This is a genomic window from Klebsiella sp. GG_Kp173 (assembly GCF_040062415.1).
Taxonomy (GTDB): domain Bacteria; phylum Pseudomonadota; class Gammaproteobacteria; order Enterobacterales; family Enterobacteriaceae; genus Klebsiella; species Klebsiella quasipneumoniae.
Genome location: NZ_JBEAFZ010000002.1, coordinates 69,225 through 96,200, shown reverse-complemented (window position 1 = coordinate 96,200; position 26,976 = coordinate 69,225). Strand labels below are relative to the sequence as shown.

At 57.3% G+C, this 26,976-nt stretch carries 27 protein-coding genes; 13 read left to right on the top strand and 14 right to left on the bottom strand.

Annotation, left to right across the window (positions count from 1 at the left end; translation table 11 throughout):
- Positions 1 to 100 precede the first annotated feature (100 nt).
- The 4 genes from ABLU50_RS02395 to mntR form a co-directional block, all read right to left on the bottom strand.
- Positions 101 to 817 carry a GntR family transcriptional regulator gene (locus ABLU50_RS02395; protein ID WP_065802257.1) on the bottom strand — a complete coding sequence of 239 codons (717 nt, stop codon included), beginning with the start codon at positions 815 to 817 and terminating at the stop codon, positions 101 to 103.
- 67 nt (positions 818 to 884) lie between these two features.
- The gene (locus ABLU50_RS02390; protein WP_004886222.1) at positions 885 to 2,261 is read right to left on the bottom strand and encodes a glycoside hydrolase family 1 protein; all 1,377 of its coding nucleotides are present in this window, start codon (positions 2,259 to 2,261) and stop codon (positions 885 to 887) included.
- Positions 2,262 to 2,431: 170 nt separating this feature from the next.
- Positions 2,432 to 3,544, bottom strand: a complete 1,113-nt coding sequence (locus ABLU50_RS02385; RefSeq protein WP_004886219.1) for an anion transporter — start codon at positions 3,542 to 3,544, stop codon at positions 2,432 to 2,434.
- On the bottom strand, positions 3,541 to 4,014 hold the full coding sequence (mntR, locus tag ABLU50_RS02380) for a manganese-binding transcriptional regulator MntR (RefSeq protein WP_004886216.1): 474 nt from the start codon (positions 4,012 to 4,014) through the stop codon (positions 3,541 to 3,543). Before mntR ends, ABLU50_RS02385 begins: the two co-directional genes overlap by 4 nt.
- Before the next feature lie 185 nt (positions 4,015 to 4,199).
- Between mntR and mntS the strand changes: the two genes are divergently transcribed.
- Positions 4,200 to 4,325 carry a manganase accumulation protein MntS gene (gene mntS / locus ABLU50_RS02375; RefSeq protein WP_004886214.1) on the top strand — a complete coding sequence of 42 codons (126 nt, stop codon included), beginning with the start codon at positions 4,200 to 4,202 and terminating at the stop codon, positions 4,323 to 4,325.
- Positions 4,326 to 4,593: 268 nt separating this feature from the next.
- Positions 4,594 to 6,174, top strand: a complete 1,581-nt coding sequence (locus ABLU50_RS02370) for a phosphoethanolamine transferase (protein ID WP_087832382.1) — start codon at positions 4,594 to 4,596, stop codon at positions 6,172 to 6,174.
- Positions 6,175 to 6,270: 96 nt separating this feature from the next.
- Here ABLU50_RS02370 and ompX read toward each other — a convergent pair whose 3' ends face one another.
- Complete coding sequence (gene ompX / locus ABLU50_RS02365) at positions 6,271 to 6,783, bottom strand: outer membrane protein OmpX (protein WP_004886207.1); 513 nt, start codon at positions 6,781 to 6,783, stop codon at positions 6,271 to 6,273.
- Between the two features lie 351 nt (positions 6,784 to 7,134).
- Between ompX and rhtA the strand changes: the two genes are divergently transcribed.
- The 6 genes from rhtA (at position 7,135) to ybiO (ending at position 13,741) form a co-directional block, all read left to right on the top strand.
- Entirely contained in the window at positions 7,135 to 8,028 is an 894-nt protein-coding gene (gene rhtA / locus ABLU50_RS02360) for a threonine/homoserine exporter RhtA (protein WP_087832383.1), read from the top strand.
- Positions 8,029 to 8,265: 237 nt separating this feature from the next.
- Complete coding sequence (gene dps / locus ABLU50_RS02355; RefSeq protein WP_004886200.1) at positions 8,266 to 8,769, top strand: DNA starvation/stationary phase protection protein Dps; 504 nt, start codon at positions 8,266 to 8,268, stop codon at positions 8,767 to 8,769.
- A 415-nt stretch (positions 8,770 to 9,184) separates the two neighbouring features.
- Complete coding sequence (gene glnH, locus ABLU50_RS02350) at positions 9,185 to 9,931, top strand: glutamine ABC transporter substrate-binding protein GlnH (RefSeq protein ID WP_004886198.1); 747 nt, start codon at positions 9,185 to 9,187, stop codon at positions 9,929 to 9,931.
- 125 nt (positions 9,932 to 10,056) lie between these two features.
- Positions 10,057 to 10,716 carry a glutamine ABC transporter permease GlnP gene (gene glnP, locus ABLU50_RS02345; RefSeq protein ID WP_002895837.1) on the top strand — a complete coding sequence of 220 codons (660 nt, stop codon included), beginning with the start codon at positions 10,057 to 10,059 and terminating at the stop codon, positions 10,714 to 10,716.
- Positions 10,713 to 11,435: a glutamine ABC transporter ATP-binding protein GlnQ gene (gene glnQ, locus ABLU50_RS02340; protein ID WP_004212183.1), complete on the top strand. Its 723-nt coding sequence runs from the start codon at positions 10,713 to 10,715 to the stop codon at positions 11,433 to 11,435. Before glnP ends, glnQ begins: the two co-directional genes overlap by 4 nt.
- Positions 11,436 to 11,545: 110 nt before the next feature.
- Complete coding sequence (gene ybiO / locus ABLU50_RS02335; protein WP_087832385.1) at positions 11,546 to 13,741, top strand: mechanosensitive channel protein; 2,196 nt, start codon at positions 11,546 to 11,548, stop codon at positions 13,739 to 13,741.
- Here ybiO and rlmF read toward each other — a convergent pair whose 3' ends face one another.
- Positions 13,742 to 14,656, bottom strand: coding sequence for a 23S rRNA (adenine(1618)-N(6))-methyltransferase RlmF (gene rlmF, locus ABLU50_RS02330; RefSeq protein ID WP_087832386.1), 915 nt, complete (start codon positions 14,654 to 14,656; stop codon positions 13,742 to 13,744).
- Positions 14,657 to 14,752: 96 nt separating this feature from the next.
- Here rlmF and ABLU50_RS02325 point away from each other — a divergent pair, with 96 nt between their 5' ends.
- The 4 genes from ABLU50_RS02325 (at position 14,753) to ybiJ (ending at position 16,601) form a co-directional block, all read left to right on the top strand.
- A complete protein-coding gene (locus ABLU50_RS02325; RefSeq protein WP_023320023.1) occupies positions 14,753 to 15,367 on the top strand; it encodes a flavin reductase family protein in 615 nt (204 codons plus the stop codon).
- Positions 15,368 to 15,507: 140 nt separating this feature from the next.
- Entirely contained in the window at positions 15,508 to 15,768 is a 261-nt protein-coding gene (locus ABLU50_RS02320) for a DUF1471 domain-containing protein (RefSeq protein ID WP_129550446.1), read from the top strand.
- A gap of 20 nt (positions 15,769 to 15,788) precedes the next feature.
- The gene (locus tag ABLU50_RS02315) at positions 15,789 to 16,055 is read left to right on the top strand and encodes a DksA/TraR family C4-type zinc finger protein (RefSeq protein WP_002895824.1); all 267 of its coding nucleotides are present in this window, start codon (positions 15,789 to 15,791) and stop codon (positions 16,053 to 16,055) included.
- Between the two features lie 285 nt (positions 16,056 to 16,340).
- Positions 16,341 to 16,601, top strand: a complete 261-nt coding sequence (gene ybiJ / locus ABLU50_RS02310; protein WP_004176772.1) for a DUF1471 family protein YbiJ — start codon at positions 16,341 to 16,343, stop codon at positions 16,599 to 16,601.
- A 109-nt stretch (positions 16,602 to 16,710) separates the two neighbouring features.
- Here ybiJ and ybiB read toward each other — a convergent pair whose 3' ends face one another.
- The 8 genes from ybiB to ABLU50_RS02270 form a co-directional block, all read right to left on the bottom strand.
- A complete protein-coding gene (ybiB, locus tag ABLU50_RS02305; RefSeq protein WP_004886183.1) occupies positions 16,711 to 17,676 on the bottom strand; it encodes a DNA-binding protein YbiB in 966 nt (321 codons plus the stop codon).
- A gap of 27 nt (positions 17,677 to 17,703) precedes the next feature.
- Positions 17,704 to 19,872, bottom strand: a complete 2,169-nt coding sequence (gene dinG / locus ABLU50_RS02300) for an ATP-dependent DNA helicase DinG (protein WP_060656365.1) — start codon at positions 19,870 to 19,872, stop codon at positions 17,704 to 17,706.
- A gap of 192 nt (positions 19,873 to 20,064) precedes the next feature.
- Positions 20,065 to 21,420 (bottom strand): ATP-dependent RNA helicase RhlE, encoded by a 1,356-nt coding sequence (gene rhlE, locus ABLU50_RS02295; RefSeq protein ID WP_004886179.1) that lies wholly within the window; start codon positions 21,418 to 21,420, stop codon positions 20,065 to 20,067.
- 215 nt (positions 21,421 to 21,635) lie between these two features.
- Entirely contained in the window at positions 21,636 to 22,628 is a 993-nt protein-coding gene (locus ABLU50_RS02290; RefSeq protein ID WP_323083960.1) for a transketolase C-terminal domain-containing protein, read from the bottom strand.
- On the bottom strand, positions 22,628 to 23,473 hold the full coding sequence (locus tag ABLU50_RS02285; protein ID WP_062914585.1) for a transketolase: 846 nt from the start codon (positions 23,471 to 23,473) through the stop codon (positions 22,628 to 22,630). The genes ABLU50_RS02290 and ABLU50_RS02285 overlap by 1 nt, the downstream gene beginning before the upstream one ends.
- 13 nt (positions 23,474 to 23,486) lie before the next feature.
- Positions 23,487 to 24,236 carry a glucose 1-dehydrogenase gene (locus tag ABLU50_RS02280; RefSeq protein ID WP_348864513.1) on the bottom strand — a complete coding sequence of 250 codons (750 nt, stop codon included), beginning with the start codon at positions 24,234 to 24,236 and terminating at the stop codon, positions 23,487 to 23,489.
- 50 nt (positions 24,237 to 24,286) lie between these two features.
- On the bottom strand, positions 24,287 to 25,621 hold the full coding sequence (locus ABLU50_RS02275) for an MFS transporter (RefSeq protein WP_087832390.1): 1,335 nt from the start codon (positions 25,619 to 25,621) through the stop codon (positions 24,287 to 24,289).
- 288 nt (positions 25,622 to 25,909) lie between these two features.
- A complete protein-coding gene (locus tag ABLU50_RS02270) occupies positions 25,910 to 26,047 on the bottom strand; it encodes a hypothetical protein (RefSeq protein WP_032431308.1) in 138 nt (45 codons plus the stop codon).
- Between ABLU50_RS02270 and ABLU50_RS02265 the strand changes: the two genes are divergently transcribed.
- A complete protein-coding gene (locus tag ABLU50_RS02265; RefSeq protein ID WP_064183020.1) occupies positions 26,039 to 26,962 on the top strand; it encodes a LysR substrate-binding domain-containing protein in 924 nt (307 codons plus the stop codon). The two genes, ABLU50_RS02270 and ABLU50_RS02265, sit on opposite strands and share 9 nt — an antisense overlap.
- The last annotated feature ends 14 nt before the right edge of the window (positions 26,963 to 26,976 follow it).

Genomic DNA, 26,976 nt, shown 5'->3' with positions numbered 1-26,976 from the left:
ATGCCCGCCGTTTTTTTATCTGTATTGTCTCTGGCTGCGGCTGGCTAAACCAGACAACACCGTGGCCCTGCTGAGCGCTGCGCCGGCAGGGTCCCCCGGTCTAGCCGTTATTCACCAGAATAATCCCGCCGTGGTCGTAGCGATAGTGGCAGTGGGCGTACTCCAGCGGCGTGCCGTCTTCCAGATAGATAACCTGTTCCACCTCCAGCACCGGATCGGTGGCCTCGCAGTGAAGATGCTGTTTATCCAGTTCGTCCGGCTTCATCGCCCGCACCACGCGGTAAGATCCCATCAGCTTCAGCCCCAGCGTCTCCTGCACGTAGCGAAACACCGAACCCTCAAGATGGCTTTTGGTTAACCCCGGCACCAGCCCCACCGGCATGACCGTCAAATCCAGCGACACCGGCTCGCCGTTGAGCAGCCGCAGGCGGACAAAGTCATATACCGGGGCATCGGCGTCGATCAGCAGCGAACTCTGCTCCTTCTCAGTGGGAAAACGCACCTCGAAGCGCACCACTTCGCTTTGCACCTCGCCAAGATGTTCCCAGGTTTTGGTGGCGCCGAAATAGTCGCTGCCGGGCAGCTCCCACTGCGACAGCTGAAGGAAATTTTTCCGCACAAAGGTGCCCTGCCCTTTGCGAGTATAGATAAGCCCTTCGACGATTAACTGGCGCATCGCCTGCTGGATGGTCATCCGGCTGGTGTTGAACTCCGCCGCCAGCGCAAACTGGTCGGGTAGCGGCGCGCTGGCAGGATACTGCTGGCTGATGATGCGTTTTTTTATTTCCCGCGCAATTTGCAGATACTTCGCCGTCATTCCCGGTCCTTTTACATTCTGTGAGTGACTGGCGGGCAGCATACTTGACCTGACCGCCAGAACATCGTTACATCACGTCGCCGTTGCTGTGGATCACCTGCTTCAGCCACGCATAGCTCTTCTTCGGCACCCGCCGCAGATCCTTGAGGTCATGGTTCTCGCGATTGACGTAGACCACGCCGTAGCGCTTACGCATATCACCCTGCGAGCTCAGGATATCGATTAATCCCCAACCGAGATAGCCGATCACCTGCGCCCCATCCTCAAACATGGCCGCTTTCATGGCGTTGATATGGTCGCGATGGTAGGCGATGCGGTAATCGTCGGCAACCGGATGTTCACCGTCCCACGACTCAATCACCCCGATGCCGTTTTCAATCGGGAATACCGGCAGGCGCCAGTCGTTATAATAGCGGGTGATGATGGTCCGGAAGCCCAGCGGATCGATCTGCCAGTTCCATTCTGTCGCTTTCAGGAACGGGTTATCCTGATTGCCAAACAGCATATAGTTGTTAACCGCCGTTCCCGCCGGGATGGTGTCGCTGTTCAGCGTCCGGCTGGCGTAATAGCTGAACGCCAGATAATCGACCTTCACCGTCGCCATCAGCGCCAGATCCTCCGGACGATAGATATCATCGAACCCTTCAGCGGCGACAAAATGCATCACTTCCGGGCTGTAGCCCTCCCCGGCGTAAGCCCGCAGCAGGTTCTGGTTTAAAAACTCGTCCAGCTGCTGGGCGCACAGGATATCGCGCGGTTTGCAGGTCGCCGGATAAACCAGGGCGTGGGCCAGCATTCCGCCCATCAGACACTGCGGCTTTGTCTGATGCAGGTGATCGGTCAGATGGACGTGCGCCATCATCACATGATGCTGGATCAGATACAGCTCGCGCAGGGTCTTCTCCCCCTGCAGGTAGCCGGAAATCAGAAACGCTTCCGGCGAATGGTACAGATTCTGTTCATTAAAGGTGAGCCAGTATTTCACCTTGTCGCCATAGCAGGCGATCATCTTCTGGCCATAGCGAATAAAGGCGTCCATCACCCGGCGGTCGGTGAATCCGTTGTAGCGCTCCGCCAGCGAGAGCGGCATGTCGAAGTGGTACAGGCAGATCATCGGCTCGATGCCGCGGGCGATCAGTTCATCAATAAACTGATGGTAGAAGGCGATGCCCTCTTCATTAAATTCGCCGTCTCCCTCAGGACACACCCGGCTCCAGGCGATCTGAAAACGGTAGCAGTTCATGCCCAGATCCTGCATCAGATCGAAATCTTCCCGATAGCGATGATAGGAGTCGGTCGCCACCTTCCAGTCGGAAGCGAATTCCGCCGGTTGCCGGATATCGTACACCGACATCCCCTTGCCGCCCTCGTTCCACGCCCCCTCCGTCTGCATGCTGGAGACGGAATTACCCCATAAGAAATCTGCCGGTAGTCTGTTCTTCATCCTGCGCCTCGGTATATGACTAGTCATTTAAATTTCATGACTAGTCATATACCGAAAAGCGAACCGATGCGCAAAGCCAGGGATCGTTTTCTGTGAGCCGGGCAAAAAAAAGATCGCCCCGAGGGGCGATCCTGTCGAACGGCGTGGAGGGCGGCGTACCGCTGCGGAAATCAGGCGCAGAGTTTGAAGAGCCAATAGCCGGTAAGGGCCGCCCACAGCAGCATGGGAATGGAGTAGAGATGGAAACGCCACCAGATCCGCCGATCGCCTGCCATGCGCAGCGCGATGATATTGGCCAGCGAGCCCGGCAGCAGACCAAAGCCGCCCACGTTAACCGCCCAGGCGAGCAGGATCGACGGCGGGACATAGTTGAGCAGCAGAATGGTCGAGGGCACATTGCTGATCACCTGCGACAGGCCGATGGCGGTCAGCCACAGTCCACCGCCGGAGAGCGTCCCGACCCCGCTCAGCACCTGGTGCAGCGCCGGAAGCTGAGTCAGCAGATGGACGTCGATAAACATCACCATAAACACCAGCAGCAGCGACCAGTCCACATGGACGATCACCGCCCGGGCCAGTATCAGGAAGCCCAGCAGCACCAGCGCCAGCCCCCACAGCGCCTGATTCATCTCCAGCGCGGTCAGGAACACCAGATACAATCCCAGACAGCTCCAGACCAGCTTAGGCTGCCACGATGGCGCCTTATCGCTACTCTGGTAGTTGAGCCGGTTTGCCGGGAAACAGAACCAGCACAGCGCCAGCAGGGTCAGCATCATTGCCGCCGCCAGCGGCAGCATCTGGCCGATGAATCCAGGGAAAGAGAGACCGGAGCGTCCCCACAGTAAGATATTCTGCGGGTTGCCGATCGGCGTCAGCAGCGACCCGGCGTTCACCGCCAGCGCTTCGAAAATAATCAGCCGGTTCACCGGGATGGCGCACCACTTCTTCAGCGTCAGGGTCAGGGGCACCACGATAAACAGCGCGACGTCGTTGGTGAGGAAGGTGGATAGCAGCGCCGCCGCCAGCACCATAAACATAGCCAGCTGGCGTTCGGTGACAAAGCGGCGGGCCATTTTACGCCCCAGCACGTCAAAATAACCGCTCAGTTCAATCCCCTTGGTCAACAGCATCAGGCCGCTGAGGGTGATGATAGTATGCCAGTCAATGGCCGCCGGCCAGCTTGCCGGGACAAACGGCACCATCACGCTGAGTACGCAGGCGATAATCAGCAGCAGATGGAGAAAACGGTCGCGCAGCAGCGACTGGACGAAGGGAAGAGTCATGCTTCCTGAGATCCCTGTGTTTGGGTAAATTTCAGGAACATCGCCAGCGTCTCCTCGCTCACGTGATGCTCCATTCCCTCCGCATCGCGGCGGGCAATCTCCGGGCTGACGCCGATAGCCAGCAGGAAGTTCTCCACGATTTGATGGCGCTCGCGGCTCTCCTGGGCCAGCTTCTCACCCTCCGCCGTTAAGAATATGCCGCGCCACGGGATCTGTTCGATAAGGCCGACGCTGGCCAGCCGTTTGAGCATCTTGGCGACGGTGGGCTGCGAGACCCCCAGCCGGGCGGCCATATCCACCTGACGCGCCTCGCCCACCTCGCGGATGAGATCGGAAATCAGTTCAACATAGTCGTCAATCAGCTCGCGTCGATGCGCTTCCCGCACCTGACGGAACCCTTCAACGTGCTCTTCAACATTTACTAACTGCGTCACTTTTTTTGTTATTGGCTTACCTGCGCGACGGTTCATTGTGCTTCCTCATTCGTGTGACGCGTCAAGCATCATATAAAAAGATCCACATTGTAATGGATTGCGCCAAGAGCACAAAAATTTAACGTTTTAGCCATAGCTATAAAATATAGCCTGTGCTATATCTGTATATAATGCAAACATCCATCAGGGAATGATGGAGCGAACAGGCAGGAGGAGAGCAGATGAATGAATTCAAGAGGTGCTTAAACGTGTTTAGTCATTCCCCCTTTAAAGTACGCTTAATGCTGCTCGGTATGCTGTGCGAGATGATCAACGGTAAACCGCAGCAGGACAAACCCCATTCCTAAGGCGGCGTCGCGGTACGCCGCTTCATTTTTCTGTCATCATCCGCCGCTAAACTGACCGGTTTATCCCGTTTCCCCCACCTTTTTTCAAGTTTTGTAAGCGCCCTCGCAAAACAATCTGTTATGTCTAGTTGACCTTACCATTTACAAGCCCTATCTTTGCACAGCCCTGCCACATTCGCGGCTCGCAGAGACCCTCTTCACGCACTGTCCAGCAGGTTTTACCCCTTGAAGCCAGGGGATGCGCATGGCCTCTTTTTGATTGTTTACTATGAATGTCACCACCCTGAAAGATACGCTGGTCGCCCGCCGACTGGCACTGAACCCATGGACAGGATTCTACTTTTTACAATCGCTGTTGATTAACCTGGCGCTGGGCTATGAATTTAGCCTGCTCTATACCGTGGCATTTACCTGCGTGTTACATCTTCTGTGGCGCGCCTTTCCGCGCGTGCAGAAAGGGGTGGTCGGCGCCTATTCTCTGCTGGCGGCCCTCTACTACCCCTTCGGCCAGGCTTACGGCGCGCCCAACTTCAATACCCTGCTGGCGCTGCACGCCACCAACGTGGAAGAGTCCACGGAAATTCTCACCATCTTCCCGTGGTACAACTATCTGCTGGCGGTATTTATCTTCGCGCTGGGGATCATTGCGGTCCGCCGCAGGATCGTCGAGCAGACCCGCTGGGGAAAAATGGAGACCCTGGGCCTGCTGTTCAGCATCGGGATCTTTTTTCTCCAGCCGGTGCAAAATCTCGCCTGGGGCGGGGTATTCAAGGTGATCGATACCGGTTACCCGGCCTTCCGTTTTGTCAAAGACGTGGTGGTGAATAATAACGAGGTGCTGGACGAGCAGGCGCGGATGGCGCAGCTGGCCGGCATGAAAGACAGCTGGCACGTGCTGGCGGTGAAGCCGAAGTACCATCTCTATGTGGTGGTGATCGGTGAAAGCGCCCGCCGCGACGCCCTCGGCGCCTTCGGAGGCCACTGGGACAACACGCCGTTTGCCAGTTCGGTGAACGGGTATCTGTTTAACAACTACGTCGCCGCCAGCGGCTCGACGCAAAAATCCCTCGGCCTGACGCTTAACCGGGTGGTCGATGGCAAACCGCAGTTTCAGGATAACTTTGTCACCCTCGCCAACCGCGCCGGTTTCCAGACCTGGTGGTTCTCCAATCAGGGACAGATCGGCGAGTACGACACCGCTATCGCCAGTATCGCCAAACGGGCGGACGAAGTGCAGTTCCTGAAAAACGGCGATTTCGAAGCCAATAAAAACACCCAGGACGAGCAGTTACTCAAGTTGACCGAGCAGGTACTCTCCACCCAGCGCACCCAGCCGCAGCTGATTGTTCTGCACCTGATGGGCTCGCACCCGCAGGCCTGCGACCGGACCAAAGGCAAATACACGGTTTTCGTCCAGTCGAAAGAGACCTCCTGCTATCTCTACAGCATGACGCAAACCGATACCCTGCTGGCTAAGCTCTACAGTCAGTTGCAAAATTCCGGCGCCACCTTTTCCCTGACCTACTTTTCCGATCATGGTCTGGCGTTCAAGGAGCGAGGCAAAGAGGTGCAGTATCTGGCGCACGACGATAAGTTCCAGCAGAACTTCCAGGTGCCGTTTATGGTGCTCTCCAGCGATGACAAAGCGCATAAAGTGATTAAGGCGCAGCGCTCGGCGAATGATTTCCTCAGTTTCTTCTCGCAATGGACAGGAATCAAGGCGGCGGAAATCGCCCCGCGCTATCGGTTTATCTCTGAGCAGAAGGCCGGCCCCATGTATATCACCAACTTCCAGCTGCAGAAGGTAGACTATTCACACCTCGGCAGCGATGAGTTCACCATCAACTAAAACGACGCGATCAGCGCCGGCCAACCGGCCGGGCTGGCGATCGCCAGGCAAAAAAAATCCGCCCCGGGAGGCGGATTTTTTATATCACCGGAGTGATTAGAAGCGGTAACCCACGCCAGCAATCCAGGTGCCGACGTCAACGTTACGAATACGAGACTGCTCGTAGGAGAAGTCCAGGGCAACGTTTTCGATCGGGTTGAACTGCAGACCAGCACCGTAGGAGAAACCGTAGTCGCTCATATCGGATTTATTAGGGAAGTTGTTGTTCTGGAATTTACCGTAACCAACACCCACTACGCCGTAGATGCTTGCCCAGTCGTTCAGACGGTAAGCCGGACCTGCGGTGATGCCGTAGTACTGACCTTTGTTGTAAGTACCGTTGCTGTTGTTATCCTTCTCGGTGTAGGTGAAGGAACCGATAACACCCAGCGGGTTGTTATCTTGCTCGTAACGGTATTTCAGGTTGAAACCGCCAGCTTTGTTCGCTTTACCCTGCATGTCGCTCTGCGCGTAACCGCCGGTTACAGTAGAAGTTGCAGCAAATGCAGTGGTACCTACGGATGCAGCCAGAACAACGGCCAGTGCTGAAAGACGTGCAATTTTATTCATAACCACCTCAAATGTGTTTCTAATAAGTCCTAAGCCTTAAATATATCAAAAACTTTTGGGAAACTCTTTGGAGTTTACATTGTCTAACATACTTTTTCATGTAACCAAAAGTTTCCATATTTCTATAACAATATGGAAAACAACAGTTTTTGGCGTTAACTTACAGTTTAACGCTCATTAAGAAATTCGCAAGCATCCAGATTAATCCTAATCACTTGGTGAATTTCTCAGCAACGTTCGCCATTGTACTGTTTTTGCCCCTGTTTTTTTCAACATTAGCTCAACCGCCAGCAGCTAATTCCAGTACACTGGAACTTTTACCCCTTTTGACAAAAACTGACAGGAGAAAGGATGCCCGGTCCATCCCGAAACCGAAAAGCGGCGGCATGGTTGCCGATAGTGGTGATTTTAATCGCTATGACCTCGATTCAGAGCGGCGCATCGCTCGCCAAATCGCTGTTCCCGGTGGTCGGCGCCCCGGGGGTTACCGCCCTGCGCCTGGCGCTCGGGACGCTGATCCTGGTGGTGGTGTTCAAGCCCTGGCGGCTGCGTTTCTCTCCGGCCCAGCGCGTGCCGCTGCTGCTGTACGGCCTGGCGCTCGGGGCGATGAACTATCTGTTTTATTTATCCCTGCAGCGTATTCCGCTCGGCGTGGCGGTAGCCCTCGAGTTTACCGGCCCGCTGGCGGTGGCGCTTTTCGGCTCGCGTCGCCCGCTGGATTTTGTCTGGGTGGCGCTGGCGATCCTCGGGCTGTGGTATCTCCTGCCGCTGGGCCAGAACGTGGCGCAGGTGGATTTAACCGGCGCGCTGTTCGCTCTCGGCGCCGGAGCCTGTTGGGCGGTCTATATTCTGACCGGCCAGCGCGCGGGCGAGGAGCATGGTCCAGCCACGGTGGCGATGGGGTCGCTTATCGCCTCGCTGGTCTTTGTCCCGTTAGGCATGGCGCAAGCTACCGATACGCTGTGGCAATGGTCGCTGCTGCCCCTGGGGCTGGGGATTGCCATTCTCTCCACTGCACTCCCCTACTCCCTGGAGATGATGGCCCTGACGCGCCTGCCGACGCGCACCTTCGGCACACTGATGAGCCTCGAGCCAGCGCTAGCCGCCCTGTCCGGTATGGTCTTCCTCGGCGAAACCCTGAATCTCTCCCAGACCCTGGCGCTGGGCGCTATTATCATCGCCTCAATGGGCGCCACGCTGACCATGCAGCGGCAGAGCAAAATTAAGCAAGTCGATATCAATTAACATTCTGTTACGGCGGCGGCCCGCGCGAGTTACGGGCCCGCCAGCCTCCGCTAACATTCTGACTTAGCTTGCTTTTTCAAATAGCCAACCACTTTACGCTATCGGAGTAATATGGCCTGCCGATGCCTCATACTTTAAAACCCTTGCTATACTTAGTCCCGAAGTTACCTGGGACAACGCTCCACATCATTCAGCTTTGAAGTGTGACGAGCATCAATATCAAGAGGATATGAAACGATGAGTACCGCTAAACTGGTTAAATCAAAAGCATCTAATCTGGTCTATACCCGCAACGATGTCGCTGACAGCGAAAAGAAAGCGACCATTGAGCTGTTGAATCGCCAGGTGATCCAGTTCATTGACCTGTCCCTTATCACCAAGCAGGCACACTGGAATATGCGCGGTGCGAACTTTATCGCCGTGCACGAAATGCTGGATGGCTTCCGTACCGCGCTCACTGAGCATCTGGATACCATGGCGGAGCGCGCCGTACAGCTGGGCGGCGTCGCCCTGGGCACCACTCAGGTGATCAACAGCAAAACCCCGCTGCAGAGCTATCCGCTGGATATCCATCATGTTCAGGATCACCTGAAAGCGCTGGCGGACCGTTACGCGGTAGTGGCGAACGATGTGCGCAAAGCGATCGGTGAAGCCAAAGACGAAGATACCGCAGATATCTTCACCGCCGCTTCCCGCGACCTGGATAAATTCCTGTGGTTTATTGAAGCGAACATCGAGTAAGGCTTTGCCGTCGGCCGCAGCGCGGTCGACGGCGCCTTTGCTTTCCCATCCCAACCCTTGCTGTTTTTCCCCTCCGCCTTTCCCTCACCCGCTGTCCTTGCACCATTTCAGGGCGTCAAATTGATGAAAATGCGCACAAAAGTAAAACAATTGTAATAATCACCTCACACAATCGTTACACCGAGATTGTTTTCCCATCAGGGTTTGCGCTAAAAATGGGCTCGTTATTCAGCGACCTCAGGATGCACCAAAATAACGCCCCGTTATGGTGCACTCTTTGCCTGAAATGATCGATATTGTGCAGCGGCTACCGCTTCGTTTGTTTAAAAACAACAGGTTGTAAAAGTGGCACGATTTTTTCATTAGGCTAGTCGTTCTCGCAGGGGATCGTCCCGTGGATATAAAAGGAAATGCTATGAAGTCTGTATTTAAAGTTTCACTGGCTGCACTGACCCTGGCTTTTGCGGTTTCTTCCCATGCCGCCAATAAGACCCTGGTTGTCGCCACCGATACGGCGTTCGTCCCGTTCGAATTTAAGCAAGGCGATAAGTATGTGGGTTTTGACGTTGACCTGTGGGCGGCAATCGCCAAAGAGCTGAAGCTCGACTACACCCTGAAGCCGATGGACTTCAGCGGCATTATCCCGGCGCTGCAAACCAAAAATATCGATCTGGCGTTGGCGGGGATCACCATTACCGACGAGCGTAAAAAAGCCATCGACTTCTCTGACGGCTACTACAAAAGCGGCCTGCTGGTGATGGTCAACGCCAATAATAACGACATCAAAGATGTGAAAGATCTGAACGGCAAAGTGGTCGCGGTGAAGAGCGGCACCGGCTCCGTTGACTACGCGAAAGCTAATATCAAAACCAAAGATCTGCGTCAGTTCCCGAACATCGATAACGCCTATATGGAGCTGGGTACCGGCCGCGCGGATGCCGTCCTGCACGATACGCCGAACATCCTCTACTTCATCAAAACTGCGGGCAACGGCAAATTCAAAGCGGTAGGTGAATCACTGGAAGCGCAAAACTACGGTATCGCCTTCCCGAAAGGCAGCGACGAGCTGCGTGAGAAAGTGAACGGTGCGCTGAAAACGCTGCGCGAGAACGGCACCTACAACGAAATTTATAAAAAATGGTTCGGCACTGAACCAAAATAATAAAAATGTCCTTCGCCGGGCGCAGGCCCGGCGACATCACAACGGTCTTCCGGCACAGACGCTGCGGGAGACCGTATTTTGGCGGAGGCTTTCCTCTGCTCTCGACACGGTAACAGGAACGTATTATGCAGTTTGACTGGAGTGCCATCTGGCCCGCCATTCCGATTTTGCTGGAAGGCGCCAAAATGACGCTGTGGATTTCCGTCCTCGGCCTGGCCGGCGGCCTGATCATCGGTCTGGTGGCCGGTTTCGCCCGCTGCTTCGGCGGCTGGATCGCCAACCACATCGCGCTGGTGTTTATTGAAATCATTCGCGGCACCCCGATTGTGGTGCAGGTTATGTTCATCTACTTTGCGCTGCCGATGGCCTTTAGCGATCTGCGCATTGACCCCTTCTCCGCGGCGGTAGTGACCATCATGATTAACTCGGGCGCCTATATCGCGGAAATTACCCGCGGCGCGGTGCTCTCCATTCATAAAGGCTTCCGCGAAGCGGGCCTGGCTCTCGGCCTGTCGCGTCGCGAAACCATTCGCCACGTGATCCTGCCGCTGGCGCTGCGCCGCATGCTGCCGCCGCTGGGCAACCAGTGGATCATCAGCATCAAGGATACCTCGCTGTTCATCGTCATCGGCGTCGCCGAACTGACCCGTCAGGGACAGGAGATCATCGCCGGCAACTTCCGCGCGCTGGAAATCTGGAGCGCCGTTGCCGTGATCTACCTGATCATCACCCTGGTCCTGAGCTTTATTCTGCGTCGTCTTGAAAGAAGGATGAAAATCCTGTGATTGAATTTAAAAACGTCTCCAAGCACTTTGGCCCAACCCAGGTGCTGCACGATATCTCTCTGAAAATCAATCAGGGTGAAGTGGTGGTCATCATCGGCCCGTCCGGCTCCGGTAAATCGACGATGCTGCGCTGTATCAATAAACTGGAAGAGATCACCAGCGGCGATCTGATTGTCGATGGCCTGAAGGTCAACGATCCAAAGGTGGACGAACGTCTGATTCGTCAGGAAGCAGGAATGGTGTTCCAGCAGTTTTACCTGTTCCCGCACCTGACGGCGCTGGAAAACGTGATGTTTGGCCCGCTGCGGGTACGCGGCGCCAGCAAACAGGCAGCGGAGAAGCTGGCGAAAGATCTGCTGGCGAAAGTCGGTCTGGCTGAGCGCGCGCATCACTATCCGTCTGAACTCTCCGGCGGCCAGCAGCAGCGTGTGGCCATCGCCCGCGCGCTGGCGGTGAAGCCGAAGATGATGCTGTTTGATGAGCCCACCTCCGCGCTCGACCCGGAACTGCGCCATGAAGTGCTCAAGGTGATGCAGGATCTGGCGGAAGAGGGTATGACGATGGTGATTGTGACCCACGAAATCGGCTTTGCCGAAAAAGTGGCCTCGCGACTGATCTTTATCGACAAAGGACGAATTGCCGAAGACGGCAATCCACAGGAGTTGGTGAACAACCCGCCAAGCCCGCGTCTGCGCGAATTCCTGCAGCACGTCGCCTGACCCACAACGGCTCTCTCCCTCGCGGAGAGAGCCGCTTTCCAGATTCCTCTTCCCTCCCCTTCCGCCAGCGGCTTCTATACTTACCCGTTTACGTTGCAACGGAGGTGCCCATGCCGTGGATCCTGCTTTTGCTCGCTGCGCTGTTTACTGCCCCGCTTTCCGCCGCCGCCCTGCCCGGCGTGCCGACCGCTAACGCCGATAAAACCAGCGCCAGCGAACCCGATGTAGAACAGAAAAGAGCGGCCTATGCCGCGCTGGCCGACGTGCTGGCCAACGACGCCGCCCGCCAGGAGCTCATTGACCAGCTGCGTAAAGCGGCCGCCACGCCGCCGCCCGACAGCACCCCGACGCTGACGCCGCCGGCGGTGAAAGAAGAGACCACCGTGCTGGATAACGTCACGCAGATCAGCCGGGAATATGGCGATGAGCTCTCATCGCGCTTTTCCCAGCTGTGGCGCAATATTACCGGCTCGCCGCATAAGCCCTTTAATCCACAAACCTTTACCAGCGCCGCCTGGCATTTTTTACTGCTGGCCGGGCTGGTGTTTGCCTTCTGGTGGCTGGTACGCCTCGCGGCGCTGCCGCTGTATCGTAAAATGGGCGAATGGGGACGGCATAAAAACCGCGATCGCGGAAACTGGCTCCAGCTGCCGTTGACCATCGCAGGGGCGTTTATTATCGATCTGCTGCTGCTGGCGCTGACCCTGTTTGTCGGTCAGCTGTTGAGCGATCGTCTGGATGGCAACAACCCCACTATCGCCTTTCAGCAGAGCCTTTTCCTCAACGCCTTCGCGCTGATCGAGTTCTTTAAAGCCATCCTGCGGCTCATTTTCTGCCCGCGCATTCCAGCGCTCAGGCCCTTTAACCTCAGCGACGAGGCCGCCTCCTACTGGAGTCTGCGCCTGAGCGCCCTCAGCAGCCTGATCGGCTACGGCCTGATCGTCGCGGTGCCGATTATCTCTAACCAGGTGAATGTTCAGGTCGGCGCGCTGGCTAACGTCATCATCATGCTGTGCATTACGCTGTGGGCGCTGTATCTGATTTTTCATAACAAAGCGGTGATTACGCAGGGGCTGATCCATCTGGCTGACCGCTCGCTCTCCTTTTTTAGCCTGTTTATCCGCGCCTTCGCCCTGATTTGGCACTGGCTGGCCTGCGCCTACTTTGTGGTGCTCTTCTTCTTTTCCCTGTTCGACCCAGGCAACAGCCTGAAATTTATGATGGGCGCCACCCTGCGCAGCCTGGCGATTATCGGCGGCGCGGCGCTGGTGTCCGGCATCCTGTCGCGCTGGATAGCCAAAACCATCACTCTCTCCCCTGCCACCCAGCGCAACTATCCTGAGCTGCAAAAGCGGCTGAACGGCTGGATCTCCGCCTCGCTGAAGGCAGCGCGCATTCTCACCGTCTGTGTCGCCATTATGCTGCTCCTGAGCGCCTGGGGGCTGTTTGACTTCCGCGAATGGCTGCACAACGATGCCGGGCAAAAAACGGTGGATGTGCTGATCCGTATCGCTCTTATCCTCTTCTTTTCCGCTATCGGCTGGACGGTGCTGGCCAGCCTGATCGAAAACCGTCTGGCCTCGGATATCCATGGCCGTCCGCTGCCCAGCGCGCGGGCCCGTACGCTGCTAACCCTGTTTCGCAACGCGCTGGCGGTGGTGATCAGCACCATCACGGTGATGATTTTGCTCTCGGAGATTGGGGTCAATATCGCGCCGCTGCTGGCGGGCGCCGGGGCGTTAGGGCTGGCCATCTCGTTTGGCGCGCAAACCCTGGTTAAAGACATTATCACCGGCATTTTTATCCAGTTTGAGAACGGGATGAATACCGGCGACCTGGTCACCATCGGGCCTTTGACCGGCACGGTGGAACGAATGTCGATTCGCTCAGTGGGGGTGCGCCAGGATACCGGCGCCTATCACATTATTCCCTGGTCCTCGATCACCACCTTTGCCAACTTCGTGCGCGGCATTGGCTCGGTGGTGGCTAACTATGACGTCGATCGCCATGAGGATCTGGATAAAGCCAGCCAGGCGCTGAAGGCGGCAGTGGACGATCTGCTGGCCCAGGAGGAGATCCGCGGCCTGATCATTGGCGAACCGTCGTTCGCCGGGCTGGTGGGGTTGAGCAATACCGCCTTTACGCTGCGCGTCAGCTTCACCACCTTGCCGCTGAAGCAGTGGACGGTGCGCTTTGCCCTTGATACCCAGGTGAAAAAGCACTTCGACCGCGCCGGGGTTCGCGCCCCGGTACAGACCTGGCAGCAATTGCCGATGCCGGGCGCCGACAGCCCGGCCGTGGAGTAGTTAGAACGGACGGCGGCGTTTGGCGTCGTCCATAAAGCTCCAGGCGATAAAGCGGCTCTGCTTTTGCCCCTGGGCCATCTCTTTTTTCACCACTTTCACTGCCCCGACCTCGGTCAGCAGGCGGTAGAGCGGCGGCAGATTGTCGCCGCGCGACACCAGCGAGGTAAACCATTTCACCTGGCGGGCGAAGGCCTGACTTTCGCGGATCATCTGTGAGATAAAGGCCACTTCGCCCCCCTCGCACCACAGCTCCTGCTGCTGACCGCCAAAGTTAAGCCCACTGTCGGCGCCGAGTCCGAGATTGCGTCGCTTGCGCTCGCCACCCGCCCGGGCGCTCTCTGCGGAGTCATGGAACGGCGGATTACACAGGGTGGCGTCATAGGTCTCGTTTTTGTGGATCACGCCGTGGAAGATGGCCTGGCTCTCTTTTTGCCGACGCAGACGGATCTGCCGGGTCAATCCTGGGTTGCCATTGACAATCGCCTGCGCGCTGGCGAAGGCTTCCGGGCTGATTTCGCTGCCGGTAAAGCGCCAGCCATATTCGTGAACGCCGATCAGGGGATAGATGAGGTTGGCGCCGGTGCCAATATCGAGGATCGTGGCTTGCTTCGGCACTTCGCCGCTGTCCCCGGCCAGCAGATCTGCCAGATGATGAATATAATCGGCCCGCCCGGGCACCGGCGGACAGAGAAAACCGTCAGGAATGTCCCAGTATTTGACCGCGTAGAAATGCGCCAGCAGCGCTTTATTCAACGCCTTAACCGCCTGCGGATTGGCAAAATCAATGGTCTGCTCACCCCGCGGATTGAGCGTAATGTATCCCTGCAGGTCAGGATGTGCCTGGCAGAGCGCGGGCAGGTCGTAGCGTTGATGGTGGCGGTTACGCGGGTGTAACCCCGGTTTCTGGGCTTTCATGACAATCTCCTTTGAACAGCCGCGTAAGATACCCGTTGACGGCGGCGCGGTAAATAAGGGAGTCTGGATATCTCCTTTATCCGTGACAGGTGCAGCATGTACTTTTATCAACCTTCGCAGGGCCACGGCCTGCCGCATGACCCGCTGAACGCGATAATCGGGCCTCGCCCGATAGGCTGGATCGCCTCGCAGGACGCCGAGGGCCAGCGTAATCTGGCGCCATACAGCTTTTTTAACTGCTTTAACTATCGTCCGCCGATCATTGGTTTCGCCAGCAGCGGCTGGAAAGACAGCGTGCGAAATATCGTCGAAACGAAGGAGTTCGTCTGGAACCTGGCGACGCGCCCGCTGGCCGAAGCGATGAACGAAACCTCCGCCTCGATCCCGCACCATGAGGATGAATTCGTGCGCGCCGGGCTCACCGCCGCCGCCAGCCGCCTGGTCAAGGCCCCCCGGGTGGCGGAGAGCCCGGTGAACTTTGAGTGCCGCCTGTCGCAATGTATTCAGCTCGCCACCGCCGACGGCAATCTTGTCGATACATGGCTGGTGCTCGGCGAAGTGGTCGCCGTGCATATCGATGAATCACTGCTGGATAACGGCATCTATCAAACCGCCCGCGCTCAGCCGATCCTGCGCGCCGGAGGTCCGAGCGCCTATTACAGTATTGATGACAGCCTGCGTTTTGACATGATCCGCCCGGACGCCCGCTAAATAATTTACCGGCCAGAGTATCGCTACCCTGCGCCGGTAGCATGCAAAACGCCTTGTTTTTGCATAAAAAATTCCCTGCTGCGCGGTCTGGAAAGGCCTACACTTAAGCTATGTCCCATGCTGTTTATGAGGATATGCTGATGAAAATCACCTCGCTGCTGTTTGCCGCTGCGCTTGCCGCTCAGGCCAACTCGGCCTCTTCCCTGCCGCTGACACCTGAACTGCCCTATGACGGGCCGCTGCGCCCTGTCGGCACCGTCTCCGCTTCCGGCGCCCGTACCCTTGACGACCTGGTGGCAGCCCTCGCGGATAAGGCCCACCGCCGTGGGGCGATAGCCTGGCGGGTCAATGCCGCCAGCAGCGGTAACCGGCTGTACGGTTCAGCTATAATTTATCAATAACCTTTTACAGGAGGCAGACGATGGCATCAGGTTGGGCAGGCGACGGCGCCGTTCAGGATCAGATCGACAGCACCATTGACGATGCGGTGGCTCGCGCCCGCCGCGAGCTTCCACGCGGCGAAAGCAACAAATTTTGTGATGAATGCGGAGAACCGATTCCGGAGGCTCGTCGACAGGCTATTCCTGGCGTCAGATACTGCGTGAAGTGCCAACAGGAGAAAGATTTACATAACAATACATTTTCAGGATATAATCGCCGTGGCTCCAAGGATAGCCAGCTACGCTGACTTTCCTTTACCGTTCATGACAGCTTTTCGCATTATCTTTTCGCGCACACTTTTTGGCGATAAATGTCGCAATATGTGCCCTTAAGCGTGCCGGTCTCCCTCGCTCCGCCATCAGACAAAAAGAATCATAAATAATTTATTAATAATCAGTAAATTATTAGTCATTCAAAAAAATCGATGAAGACTGTGAATTTCCTTCGATTTTATCTCCCGCAAAAAAGCGTGATACTTATCACATCGACGGAACATCGTCCCCTGAACAGAACAACCTGCGAGAGATTAACTATGAAAAACATCAAATATGCTGCCGCTGCCATCGCTCTGACCGCCCTTTCCTTCGGCGCCTTTGCCGCCGAGCCGGTTACCCCCGCTCAGGCTGAAAGCATGAATAAGATCGGTGTGGTGTCTGCGCAAGGCGCAACCACGTTAGATGGTCTGGAAGCGAAACTGGCTGCTAAAGCCGAAGCCGCTGGCGCAACCGGCTATAGCATCACTTCCGCTAACACCAACAACAAACTGAGCGGTACCGCGGTTATCTATAAATAATCGCAACTCAACCCTGTAAGCCACTGAATTAACCCTGAAAAGACCTTTAATACCCTTGCCTTGCCCGTCCGAGCCACCGGACGGGCTTTTTTTTATCCTGCCGATCCGATCACCAGCAGTCGTTGACGCGGCTGAGACCCTGCTCCAGGGTTGAGACCTCGCCGCAGGCCAGCAGACAGCAGGCGAGCTGGATCTTCAGCGAGTGGGGTACCGGTTCGACGCCGGCGACGCAGCGCTCGATCCAGCGCGCGGTCACTTCGGGATCTTTCGAGGCCGGCAGAATAACTTCCGCCGCAGCCTCGGTCTGGCGGTCGCACAGCACCCGCACGCCCTGGTCATCAATCAGGCTGATCTGCGGGCAGCGCTGCGGGTTGGCGTACACTTCGCCTTCGGTACCGTGCATCAGCAGCGCGCGGCCACCGGTCTCGCGAAAGAAGCCCGCCACCCGGGGAACATATTCCGGATGCGACACGCTGGAGAGGCGTAGCGCCTCCCCTTCGCCAAACGGCGTGGCCAGTTTGGCCAGCGTATGGGCGCTGTTGCGTACGCCCATCCGCCAGCGCATCGCCAGCTGTTTCTCCAGCGGCGGGCAGAAGGCGCCCACCGGGATATACACCGGTTCATGCCCCTCCAGCTGCGCCTGCGCCTGACCGGCATGCCGGGTAGCCGGAATGTCCAGCAGGGTAAAAATGGTCTCGGTCAGCACCCGGGTCGGATCGTGACTGACGCCGTGAACCACGACCGGAAACCCCAGCTTATGCAGGAGCATCGCCAGCAGCGGCGTCAGGTTCGCCTGCTTGCGCGCGCCATTGTAGCTGGGGATAACGATCGGCATCGGCTTGCCTGCCGGCGGGGTCAGGCGCAGCGTATGCTGCTGCATCGCGGCGTAAAAGCCTTTCATCTCCGCTTCGCCTTCGCCTTTGATGCGCAGGGCGATTAATATTCCTCCCAGCTCCAGCTCCGGCACCTCGCCGTTCAGCATCCGCGCGTAGAGCGCACGGGCGGTCTCTTCATCCAGGTCGCGGGCATGATTCTTACCGCGGCCCACCTCTTTTATAATTTTGCTGTACTCCATGGCTCCCCCTGGTGCAACGCGCCGTCGTCAGCGACGTTTGCGGCCTGTCTGTTTTGCTGTCTGTTTTGCTGTCTGTTTTGCTTTCCGTTTTACTATAACCTCCGGAACGCCCGGCTGCTCAATGGGAAAAACAGGTAACGCGTTCAGTAGACGCGCGCCGTAGTTTTTGGTCAACAGACGCTTATCGTAAATCACCACCTCTCCCCAGCAGTGATGGCTACGGATCAAACGCCCCACCTGCTGAATAAGATTAAAGGAGGCGCTGGGCAAACTCTGTACCTCGAAGGGATAACGATTGAGGCTTTTCAGCCATTCGCCTTCGGTGATCACTACCGGGCTGTCGATGGGCGGAAAGGCGATTTTATGGATATGTACCTGGCTTAACAGATCGCCCTTTAAATCGAGACCTTCGGCAAAGGACTGCAGGCCCACCAGCACGCTGCGCTCGCCGCTTTCCACCCGTTTGCGATGCAGCTCCACCAGCCGATAGCGCGGCTGGTCGCCCTGCACCAGCAGCATCAGACGCAGGTCGGTCATATGCTCCAGGAAGCGATTCATCGCTCGCCCACTGGCAAACAGCACCAGCATCCCGAGATGCTTCTTGCTCTCCACCTGCTGGCGAAAATAGGCCGCCATCTCGGCAATGTGCTGCTCTTCGTTATCTATCAACGGTTCATAGCGCATTTGAGGAATAATAATTTTCCCCTGCTCCACGTGGTTGAACGGCGAATCCAGCGCCACGAAGCGGTCACCCGCTTTTTCCTTCAGGCCGCTCATCTCCTGCAGGCGCGAGAAGCTGTTAAGAGAGCGCAGCGTCGCTGACGTCACCACGATATGCGGCACGCTGCGCCACAGCAGCCGCTCAAGCTGATCGCTGACGCGGATGCCGACGCAGTGGAACCAGACGTGGATCTGGCCGTCTCGCACTACCCGCGTCGCCCATTTGGTCACCGGCGCGCCAGAGGACTGCGCCAGCGACGCCAGACGCCACAGCTTGCTTTGGCTTTCAAACATGCCGAGGGCGCGGTTCATCTGCAGCAGCACCCGATGCAGACGCACCACGTCATGGCTGCCGGTCTTTTCGCTGAGATCGTTAAGAAACAGCTCCGCCAGCCCGCGCAGCGTCTCGGTGAGCTTCGCCAGCCGCTGGCAGATCTCCATCACCTCCTGCGGCAGTTCGCCCATCGGGAAGCGATGCTCCGCTTCCTGGCCGGCGGGCATGTAGAGATTGAGAATATTATTCAACGACGCAATCAGCTCGAACAGCTCTTCGCAATGGCCGGCGAGCCGCTCCGGATTGGCCAGCGGAGGCGTAGTTTTCGGGCGGAACTGCTCCATGCAGGTAGCCACCAGCTTGCAGAACAGATCCAGCTGCAGGCGAAACCAGGGGGCGGTGATCTCGGCGCTCATCTCCAACGCGTCGCGGGCGACGTCCGGCAGATGATGGCCTTCATCAAGGACCAGCAGCAGGTTTTTCGGCTCCGGCAGCACCGCCTCGCTCTCCATCGCCGCCATCACCAGCGCATGGTTGGCTACCACCACTTCCGCCTCCTGAATTTCCCGCCGCGCCACAAAGAACGGACACTCGCGATAATAGTGGCAGTTGCGGTTCAGGCAGCTGGCCTTATCGGTGCTCAGCCGGCTCCATAGTCCATCGTCGATGGCTTTGTCGGTATGGTCGCGCAGGCCGTCCCAGCGATAGCTGTCAAGGTCCTGCTTCAGCGTCGCGCACAGTTTCTGCTCCGCCTGGTTGTTCGGGGTGAGATCGTCGTCGAGGAAAGCCAGCAGATCCTGCTGCGTCGGCTCGGTGCTGGCCAGCGCCGCCAGGTTGCGCGGGCAGACGTAGCGTCCGCGACCAAAGGCGGCGGTGAAGCGCAGGTCGGGGATAATCTTGCGCAGCAGCGGCAGGTCTTTACTGTAGATTTGATCCTGCAGGGCGACGTTGGCGGTGCTGACCACCAGCGTTTTTTGTTCCTCACGGGCGATGGCAATGCCAGGGATAAGGTATGACAGCGTTTTACCGACGCCGGTCGGCGCTTCGATAGCCAGATGCCTGCCCTCATCCCCGGCGAGGGTTTTCGCCACATCAGCGATCATTTGCCGCTGCGGGGGGCGGGGAATAAAGTCCGGGATCTGTTCCTGAAGCGCCTTATACCAGGCGGCGATTTGCGCTTTCAGCGCAGCGGTCAAAGCCATGAGAAAACCTGAATACTGTATAAACAGCCACTATTGTGCCATTTTTACCCGTCCGGAGGTATTGCTTTCTGCTGTGTGTGGAAGCGTGCTCGACAAATAGTGTAATGGAAAGAAAAAGGCCCGCCGCCGCGTAGCGGACAGACGGGCCTGAGCCGTGCTTAACCGCGTTATCGCGGCCCGGGCATCAGCCTGTTATTCGCCAGCCGGTTTACGCGGGCGACGGCGGCGCGGCGGTTTGCCGTCCTGAGTGCGCGCTTTCGGCGCCTCGCCGTCCTGACGACGCGGGGCGCTGCTCTGGCTGCGCGGCTGTCCGCTGCGCCCCTGCCCCTGGCCGCCGCGTCCCTGACCCTGACCACGACCGCCTCCGCGCTGCTGGCGACCGTTCTGGATAGGTTCGGCTTTAATCGACGGGTCCGGCTCATAGCCGGCAATCGCGATGCGCGGAATCTCTTTTTTCAGCAGGCGCTCGATATCGCGCAGCAGCTTGTGCTCATCGACGCACACCAGCGACAAGGCTTCGCCGGTGGCCGCCGCGCGACCGGTACGCCCAATACGGTGGACATAATCTTCCGGCACGTTCGGCAGCTCGTAGTTCACCACGTGCGGCAGCTCTTCGATATCCAGTCCGCGGGCGGCGATATCGGTCGCCACCAGCACGCGAATGCCGCCGGATTTAAAGTCGGCCAGCGCGCGGGTACGCGCCCCCTGGCTCTTGTTGCCATGGATCGCCGCGCTGCGGATGCCGTCTTTGTTGAGCTGCTCCGCGAGGTGGTTGGCGCCATGCTTGGTGCGGGTAAAGACCAGCACCTGCTGCCAGTTGCCTTCGCCGATAAGCTGCGACAGCAGTTCGCGCTTGCGGTTCTTATCAACAAAATGGACGTGCTGGGTGATCTGCTCGGAGGCGGTGTTGCGACGCGCCACTTCCACTTCCAGCGGGTTGTGCAGCAGTTTCTCCGCCAGGCCTTTGATCTCGTCGGAGAAGGTCGCCGAGAACAGCAGGTTCTGCCGACGCGGCGGCAGTTTCGCCAGTACGCGGCGGATGTCATGGATAAAGCCCATATCCAGCATGCGGTCCGCTTCATCCAGTACGAGGATTTCCACTTTATCGAGGCTGACGGCGTTCTGATGTTCGAGGTCCAGCAGACGGCCCGGGGTGGCGACGAGGATATCGACGCCGCCGCGCAGCTTCATCATCTGCGGGTTGATACTCACGCCGCCGAACACCACCAGCGAGCGAATATTCAGATATTTGCTGTAATCCCGCACGTTCTCGCCCACCTGCGCCGCCAGCTCGCGGGTCGGGGTCAGGATCAGCGCGCGCACCGGACGACGGCCCTTCGCATGCGGCTCGTTCTGGATCAGGCGCTGCAGCAGCGGCAGAGTAAAGCCCGCCGTTTTACCGGTGCCGGTCTGGGCGCTGGCCATCAGGTCGCGGCCCTGCAGTACCGCCGGGATCGCCTGCTGCTGGATAGGGGTCGGCTCAACGTAGCCCTGCTCAGCGACAGCGCGCAGGATATCGGGATTCAGGCCAAGGGAATCAAAAGACATAACAACTCCGAACCGCCCCGGCCCGGTGAAGGGCGTAGTTTTCAGGGAGATTATTGCGATAAGAGATGGCAAAAACCACAATGCCATGAAGGGGCGCAGTCTAGCAGATTTTGTGACAGGCCGCATAAAATCTGTAAAAGAATGCCGCGCCTGGCTAGCGGGAGGAAGAAGGCCGCTGAGAGTGCTCAGCGGCCAGGCGCGTCGCCGCAGCGCGGTTAACGCAGACGATACTTAATCTTTTCGACGATCTTCGCGGTGGAGATGCCGTAGCGATCGTGGAGGGTCGGCAGCGCGCCGGCCAACAGAAACGCGTCAGGCAGACCAACGGTATCCATCTCGCAGCGAACCCCCTTGCGCATCAGCAGGGCGGCCACCGCCTCCCCTAACCCGCCGACAGCGGTGTGGTTTTCGGCGGTGACCACCAGCCGACCCGGCTTCGACGCCTGTTCAATAATCGCTTTTTCATCCAGCGGTTTGATGGTCGGCACGTGCAGGACCGCCACGCTGATATTATCGGCCCGCAGCTTTTCAACCGCCTCCAGGGCGCGCATGGTCATCAGCCCGGAGGAGATAATCAGCACGTCGTTGCCGTCCTCCAGCAGCTTCGCTTTGCCCAGTTCGAACTGATAGTCGTATTTATCCAGCACCAGTGGCACCTTCCCGCGCAGCAGACGCATATACACCGGACCCTGGTGATCGGCAATGGCCGGTACCGCCTGCTCAATCTCCAGAGCATCGCAGGGATCGACGATGACCATGCCAGGGATACCGCGCATGATCGCCAGATCTTCGGTGGCCTGATGGCTGGGGCCATAGCCGGTCGTCAGGCCCGGCAGCGCCGCGCAGATCTTGACGTTCAGATGTTCTTCAGCGATCACCTGATGAATAAAACCATAGGCGCGACGGGTCGCAAAGGCGGCATAGGTGGTGGCGAAGGGAATAAATCCCTCCTTCGCCATGCCTCCCGCCGCCGCCATCAGCAGCTGCTCCGCCATGCCCATCTGGAAAAAACGATCCGGGAAGGCCTGGGCGAAAATATGCAGGTCAGTATATTTTGACAGGTCCGCGGTCATACCGACGATTTCAGGGCGCTGCGCCGCCAGTTTCGACAGCGCGACGCCAAAGGGCGCAGAGATGGTCGCCTGGCCTTCATCGGCAATCGAAGCAATCATCGCCGACGTTTTTAAACGGGGTTTACTCTGGCTCATTACAGCACTCCTTCCGGTTTGTTAGCGTCCAGCACCGCAATCGCTTTTTGCCATTCGTCGGCATCGACGCGAATAAAATGGTTCTTATCGCGGGTTTCGAGGAACGGCACCCCTTTGCCCATCAGCGTGTCGCATAAAATGACCCGCGGCTGGTTGCCGGAATAACTTTTCGCGTTGTCAAAGGCGGCCATCACCGCCGGCAGATCGTTACCGTCTACGCGCTGTACGTACCAGCCGAAGGCGGCCCATTTATCCTGCAGCGGCTCAAAGCCGAGGATTTTGCGGGAATCGCCGTCGGCCTGCTGTTTGTTGACGTCGACAAGGTTAATCAGATTGGTCAGGCCATAGTGAGCCGCCGACATCGCCGCTTCCCAGGTCGAACCTTCGTCCAGCTCCCCATCGGACATCGAGTTGTAGACCCAGGCCTTGCTCTGTTTCTGCCGCAGGCCAAGCGCCATGCCGACGGCGATAGACAGCCCCTGCCCCAGCGAGCCGCCGGACATCTCCATCCCCGGGGTGTAGGTCGCCATGCCAGACATCGGCAGGCGGCTGTCGTCGGAGCCGTAGGTTTCCAGTTCCGCTTCCGGAATAATGCCCGCCTCCAGCAGCGCGGCATAATAAGCGATAGCGTAATGGCCATGAGAAAGCAGGAACCGATCGCGCCCCTCCCACTCAGGATCTTCCGGGCGATAGGTCATGGCGTGGCTGAAGGCGGTAGCCAGCACATCGGCATACCCCAGCGCCTGGCCAATATAGCCCTGCCCCTGCACTTCCCCCATTTGCAGGGCGTAGCGGCGGATACGCCACGCCGCCGCAGCGACTTTTTGTGATTCGGTGATCTTCATCTCTGTGCCTCGCTTAGTGAATTAACATGCCGCCGTTAACGTCCAGGGTGATACCGGTGGAGTAGGAAGAGAGGTCGCTGCCGAGGAACAGCGCGGCGCGGGCGATGTCCACCGCGTCGCCGAGGCGGTTCATCGGAATGCCGGCAAGAATATTGGCCGTCATGTCGTCCGTCAGCTTGCCGGCGGTGATGTCGGTCTGAATCAGCCCTGGGGTAATGCAGTTAACGCGGACGTTATCCGGGCCAAGTTCGCGCGCCATCGCTCGCGCCAGGCCGAGCACGCCAGCTTTTGCCGCGCTGTAGTGCGGACCGCCGAAGATACCGCCGCCGCGCTGGGCGGAAACGGACGAGATGCAGACGATGCTGCCGGATTTTTGCGCCCGCATCGTGGGGATCACCGCCTGCGACATCAGCAGCGTGCCGCGCAGGCTGACATCGAGCACCGCGTCATAGTTGGCGCGTTTGATGTCCATCAGCTTCAGCGGCTGGGTGATCCCGGCGTTATTGACCAGCACATCGACCCGGCCGTATTTCGCCAAAATTTGTTCGATGGCCGCCTGCACCTGCACTTCGTCGGCGACGTTCGCCGCCAGGCCGAAATGGCCTTCGCCCAGTCCCGCCGCTGCGGTTTTACTGGCTTCGACATTGAGGTCGATAATGACCACTTTCGCGCCGTTTTCGGCGAATAATTTTGCAGTCGCAAAACCCAAACCGCGTGCGGAGGCCGCGCCAGTAATAATGGCGACTTTATCTTTTAATAACATAGTTTCACTCCATAACATTACGTCATATTAATTAACAGGATCTATTTTCGTTATTGTGGCTCATCGAGGAAAAGAATCACCACCAAACCCAATGCGGCGCAGATACCAAAATAGGTAAATACAGAATTAAAGCTCCCCGTCTTATCCAGTAAGAAACCGGCCATCATCGGCGCTACAAATCCGCCGAGGTTACCGCCGCTATTTATAATAGAAGAGGCAATGGGATAAGTTTTCGTATCCGAAACCGCCATACCGTAGGCGGTAAAAGCCGGCCAGCCGATATTCAAACAGAAACCGACAAAGAATAAACCAATACAGACCGCCAGGGTGCTTGCCGGTATATTTAGCATAATTAACATCATGACTACGGTTGATACCGCTGTGAATATCATGGTTGGTTTTCGCCGGCGGCCTAATAATTTATCCGAAATCCATCCGCCGCCAATCGCGCCAATAAAGCCGCCAATGCACGGCATACTGGCCACGAAGCCCATACTCATCACATCGAAACCGCGCTCTTTCACTAAATACAGCGGAATCCAGGTTAATAACCCATATAACACGCTGACCATCATAAAATAGGCCAGGCAGTCTCCGAGAATATTTTTTGAGGTAAATAAGCCCTTCGCCGTATTCACAGGCGCCATTTTTTTCACCCGAATAATTTTATCCAGCCAGGTGAAGCGATCGGCGATTAATATATTTTCGCGTACACCGTCGTTATGATGGCTGTCGCGCCCGGCGTTAATCTCTGCCAGTTCGCTTTGAGATACAAATCCGCTCTCCGCGGGCTTTGACTTGACCAACAGGTACCACGCTATCGCCGCCACGATCCCGGGAATGGCAAAGGAGAAAAAGACCCACCGCCAGCCCCAGGTCACCGCAATCCACACCGCCAGCGGCGGCACGATAATCGGCGCAAACATGGTCGCCGCGATGTAAACGCCGGTTGCTGTGGCTTTCTCTTTCGGCGGAAACCAGTTATTTATCGTCGACGCCAGCCCCACCGGGCAGGGACCTTCGCTCAGCCCCAAGCCCAGCCGCACCAGCTTCAGGCCAAACACGGAGCTCACCGTGCCCATCAGCCAGGTAAAAGCGGAAAAGCCGAAAATGGATAGTGAAACCAGCCCCCGGGTGCCGCGTCTGGCGATGAAAAAGCCGGCCGGGATCTGGCTGACCGCATAGCCGAGGAAAAACATACTGGCAATCGCCCCGGCCTCAAAATTATTGATATGAAATTCATCAATGATAAACGGCAGTACCGCGCCGATATTCGTTCTGTCGGCGTAATTGATGGCATACACCAGGAAAATCATCGTCAAAACCACAAAACGATATTTTGTTTTCCTGGCGTCAGTACAGACCAGCGTATCTATACGTGACATAGGGTTTCCTCATCTTATACCTCATCCACTTCGCCGTAGGTTGCCGTCTGGGTCGCCGCGTTTCACGCGCCCCGGCGCAACAAGAGAGACATGTCTTTTTGCACAGCGAAACAGGTGGTTAGGTGTTTTATTATTGCGATCCAAGCGCATCGCAGTTTGTGATCAGGCCTGTGAGGGGAATATAACAACCCAAAAATGAAAAGGTATTCAAAAAAGCTCAATTATGATTGAGAAAAATTGAGTTAGTGACTCCCCGCAAATTTTTAGCGTTTACTGAGAGGCGTGCTTTTAACGAGATAAATTGTTAAGCCCATCACAAATTAAAATGGTTTTTTCGCTTTTCCCTGGGCTGTTCATCACGGCTGCGCCACGCTGTTCGCCATTTTCTTTTATTCGCGCCCCGCGCAGGATGCCGCCATGAGTCAACCACTGCCTAATAAAAATCTGCCGATGCCCTCTTTACGCAATATCCAGGCTTTTATTGAAGTCGCCGCGACCGGCAGCCTCAACCTGGCGGCAGAGAATCTCAACATTACCGCCTCGGCGGTCAGCCATCAGATAGCCAGTCTGGAGCACTTGCTGGGAAAAAAACTGTTCTCCCGCAGCAGCAAAGGCGTGATGTTAACCACGGTGGGAGAAAAATATCTCAAAGAGGTCTCCGGAGCGCTGAATATGATTGGCCAGGCCACCAGCCAGGTGATTAACGATATTCATCAGGATTATTTACGCATTCACTCGGCGCCGAGCTTCGGCCTGCTGTGGCTAATGCCGCGGCTGGATAAATTCCGTCAGGCGTGGCCGGAGTTAAAAATCAGCCTCACCTGCTCTTACGAAAGCATCCAGTTTTCCCGGGATAATATTGATATCGATATTCGCCACGGGCTGTCGCAGTGGCCGACGCTGCTGGTCAGAACCATTAAAAATGAGTGCGTCCTGCCCTACAGCGCCGCCTCTTATTTAACCCGCCATGCGGTTCGCGCCCCGGAAGATCTGCTGGCCTGCGATCTGATCCATTCCGACAGCACCTTAATTAACTGGAGCAACTGGCTGTCGTGGCACAAGGTCCGCGGCTGGCACAAAAACTTTATCTTTAATTTCGACCGGTCGTACATGAGCATCGAGGCGGCCCGGATGGGGATGGGGGTGATCCTGGAAAGCAATCTGCTGGCCGGCGGCCATGTGCGCCAGGGACAGCTGACGCCGGTGTTTGCCGACGAGCGGAGCATGCCGGTCGGCGCGCACCACTTCGTCCTTCCCCACGCTAATGAACAGAAGGAGAAGGTCCAGCGCTTCTTCGCCTGGGTCGCCGGTGAGCTAGAGGAAGACGGCTTTCATATTTAGCCCTGGCGGGTGGA

Bases quoted from the DNA above. Each gene is read 5' to 3' on its own strand.
- ABLU50_RS02395 (WP_065802257.1), bottom strand. From the start codon at position 817: ATGACGGCGAAGTATCTGCAAATTGCGCGGGAAATAAAAAAACGCATC.
- ABLU50_RS02390 (WP_004886222.1), bottom strand. From the start codon at position 2,261: ATGAAGAACAGACTACCGGCAGATTTCTTATGGGGTAATTCCGTCTCC.
- ABLU50_RS02385 (WP_004886219.1), bottom strand. From the start codon at position 3,544: ATGACTCTTCCCTTCGTCCAGTCGCTGCTGCGCGACCGTTTTCTCCAT.
- mntR (WP_004886216.1), bottom strand. From the start codon at position 4,014: ATGAACCGTCGCGCAGGTAAGCCAATAACAAAAAAAGTGACGCAGTTA.
- mntS (WP_004886214.1), top strand. From the start codon at position 4,200: ATGAATGAATTCAAGAGGTGCTTAAACGTGTTTAGTCATTCCCCCTTT.
- ABLU50_RS02370 (WP_087832382.1), top strand. From the start codon at position 4,594: ATGAATGTCACCACCCTGAAAGATACGCTGGTCGCCCGCCGACTGGCA.
- ompX (WP_004886207.1), bottom strand. From the start codon at position 6,783: ATGAATAAAATTGCACGTCTTTCAGCACTGGCCGTTGTTCTGGCTGCA.
- rhtA (WP_087832383.1), top strand. From the start codon at position 7,135: ATGCCCGGTCCATCCCGAAACCGAAAAGCGGCGGCATGGTTGCCGATA.
- dps (WP_004886200.1), top strand. From the start codon at position 8,266: ATGAGTACCGCTAAACTGGTTAAATCAAAAGCATCTAATCTGGTCTAT.
- glnH (WP_004886198.1), top strand. From the start codon at position 9,185: ATGAAGTCTGTATTTAAAGTTTCACTGGCTGCACTGACCCTGGCTTTT.
- glnP (WP_002895837.1), top strand. From the start codon at position 10,057: ATGCAGTTTGACTGGAGTGCCATCTGGCCCGCCATTCCGATTTTGCTG.
- ybiO (WP_087832385.1), top strand. From the start codon at position 11,546: ATGCCGTGGATCCTGCTTTTGCTCGCTGCGCTGTTTACTGCCCCGCTT.
- rlmF (WP_087832386.1), bottom strand. From the start codon at position 14,656: ATGAAAGCCCAGAAACCGGGGTTACACCCGCGTAACCGCCACCATCAA.
- ABLU50_RS02325 (WP_023320023.1), top strand. From the start codon at position 14,753: ATGTACTTTTATCAACCTTCGCAGGGCCACGGCCTGCCGCATGACCCG.
- ABLU50_RS02320 (WP_129550446.1), top strand. From the start codon at position 15,508: ATGAAAATCACCTCGCTGCTGTTTGCCGCTGCGCTTGCCGCTCAGGCC.
- ABLU50_RS02315 (WP_002895824.1), top strand. From the start codon at position 15,789: ATGGCATCAGGTTGGGCAGGCGACGGCGCCGTTCAGGATCAGATCGAC.
- ybiJ (WP_004176772.1), top strand. From the start codon at position 16,341: ATGAAAAACATCAAATATGCTGCCGCTGCCATCGCTCTGACCGCCCTT.
- ybiB (WP_004886183.1), bottom strand. From the start codon at position 17,676: ATGGAGTACAGCAAAATTATAAAAGAGGTGGGCCGCGGTAAGAATCAT.
- dinG (WP_060656365.1), bottom strand. From the start codon at position 19,872: ATGGCTTTGACCGCTGCGCTGAAAGCGCAAATCGCCGCCTGGTATAAG.
- rhlE (WP_004886179.1), bottom strand. From the start codon at position 21,420: ATGTCTTTTGATTCCCTTGGCCTGAATCCCGATATCCTGCGCGCTGTC.
- ABLU50_RS02290 (WP_323083960.1), bottom strand. From the start codon at position 22,628: ATGAGCCAGAGTAAACCCCGTTTAAAAACGTCGGCGATGATTGCTTCG.
- ABLU50_RS02285 (WP_062914585.1), bottom strand. From the start codon at position 23,473: ATGAAGATCACCGAATCACAAAAAGTCGCTGCGGCGGCGTGGCGTATC.
- ABLU50_RS02280 (WP_348864513.1), bottom strand. From the start codon at position 24,236: ATGTTATTAAAAGATAAAGTCGCCATTATTACTGGCGCGGCCTCCGCA.
- ABLU50_RS02275 (WP_087832390.1), bottom strand. From the start codon at position 25,621: ATGTCACGTATAGATACGCTGGTCTGTACTGACGCCAGGAAAACAAAA.
- ABLU50_RS02265 (WP_064183020.1), top strand. From the start codon at position 26,039: ATGAGTCAACCACTGCCTAATAAAAATCTGCCGATGCCCTCTTTACGC.